The sequence below is a fragment of the Paraburkholderia sp. FW306-2-2C-D06C genome (assembly GCF_058781505.1).
The window spans coordinates 1-1,585 of the sequence record NZ_JBYSWU010000126.1 but is presented as its reverse complement, the minus strand read 5'-3'; the positions used below and the strand labels follow the sequence as shown (position 1 = coordinate 1,585).

General features: G+C 55.6%; 1 protein-coding gene. It reads right to left on the bottom strand.

What is annotated here, in order from left to right:
- Nucleotides 1-142 precede the first annotated feature (142 nt).
- Nucleotides 143-316 (bottom strand): hypothetical protein, encoded by a 174-nt coding sequence (locus AC3WLT_RS37110; RefSeq protein WP_492596516.1) that lies wholly within the window; start codon nucleotides 314-316, stop codon nucleotides 143-145.
- Between the last annotated feature and the right edge of the window lie 1,269 nt (nucleotides 317-1,585).

The following is a 1,585-nucleotide window of genomic DNA, read 5'->3' as shown; positions in this document are numbered from 1 at the left end:
CTGGAAAACTCGACTTCTCACGCTTTAATGAGCATGCCCGATGAGCCCCGTTACCCACTCCGTTTTCAAAAGAGCCGTTAAAGATTTGCCGAAGGCACTCGGCCTTGCGTGATGGGTAACATCTTCACAGTCCAAATAGCCGCTACCGATCGCAGGATGCGATCCAGTAGAAGTCGAGCAGCAGCGCGTCCGGCACGACGTATGCGGCGGTGAATATGAAATCGACGTGCACGCCGTTATAAAGGAACTCAATTTGCACTATCGGCGTTGTGGCCGATTTACCTGCATCGTGCAGCGCATGCTCGTCGCGCCGCACGGACGCGGAGTCCCGATCGAGTCGATGCGCGATTCCGCGGATGGAGAGCGGCTCAGCGTATGCAGGTAGCACGTGAGCGGCGCGATAAAACTACCAGTGGTTGAAGGTCACGTCACCGCCGCCGCCCGGGTTGCTCGTGATCCCGTTCGCCGCGATGTTGAATCCAAGTACCAAGACGGTTCTCCATTTCCTTTTTAAGAGCGGCCCGAAATGAGATTTGCCTGGAAATCTGGCCCGGTACTCGCCGGGCAACTGGTGTACCGTCACGCGGAGTACTCAATCGACTTCGCTCCAAGTTCGAATGAACTAAACGCTCGAGTCGGGAGTTCTGGAACCGGCTCCATTTCGATTGGTACGCTTCAATTGGAGGTGTCCGTAGACACCGGCGAAATACTATTTCCGTGGGGCTTGTTTCCACATACGCGATGGACAGATCGACCTACGGCTGCTCCAAATACTTTGCCTGGCCGATTGTTCCTCTCTGATATTTCGGTTCTCGTGCCCGGAGGTGCCGTCGACCTACCGGGAGGCAGGGCATGGCAGACACACTTCGACAGCGAGTCGGGGTGGATATATTCCGGCGTTGGTGGTGCGGCAGATGTCGTCGTGGAATTCGCAGCCAATGCGGGTGCGTCACTAACAAGCGAGCAACTCACTGGGCTATGGCTAAAGCCGATACGTGACTGATCTATTCCGGCTACCGGCGGACTGCGCGAATGTAGTGGTGCCACAAACAACGGCGCTTCTGTTGCCACGAGCGGCGCTGACTTTTATGTTACGTCGAATGGAACCGCTGTCCCTGCGACCGGCTACAGAGTGGTGGGAGGTCCTGCTGTTGCCGAGGCACAGGCGGGAACAATCGCCCCTCGCAACCCGACGTACATCACGTTCGACAACATCACGTTCGACAACATCACGAACATGAGCCCGTCGGCGGCGCAGAGCGTATTGCAGTTGCCTCGGACACCAACTAATTGGGTGAGCTTCGATACGTTGCTACTCATCAACGACTTGACAATTCCCACTGGAAAGTGGAATACAACCACAACCTTGGAGCCGATCACCAATACATTTCCCGAGTGGGGTAGTGGCGGAGGTACGCAAGCGATTACGAATCAGCCCATCCAGGTCAAGGGCTTCGGGACTCTTCCTACAGGGACAGGAAAATGAGAGGCGTGCATTACTACTATTCCGGCTCTTTTGAAAACGGAGTGGGTAACGGGGCTCATCGGGCATGCTCATTAAAGCGTGAGAAGTCGAGTTTTCCAG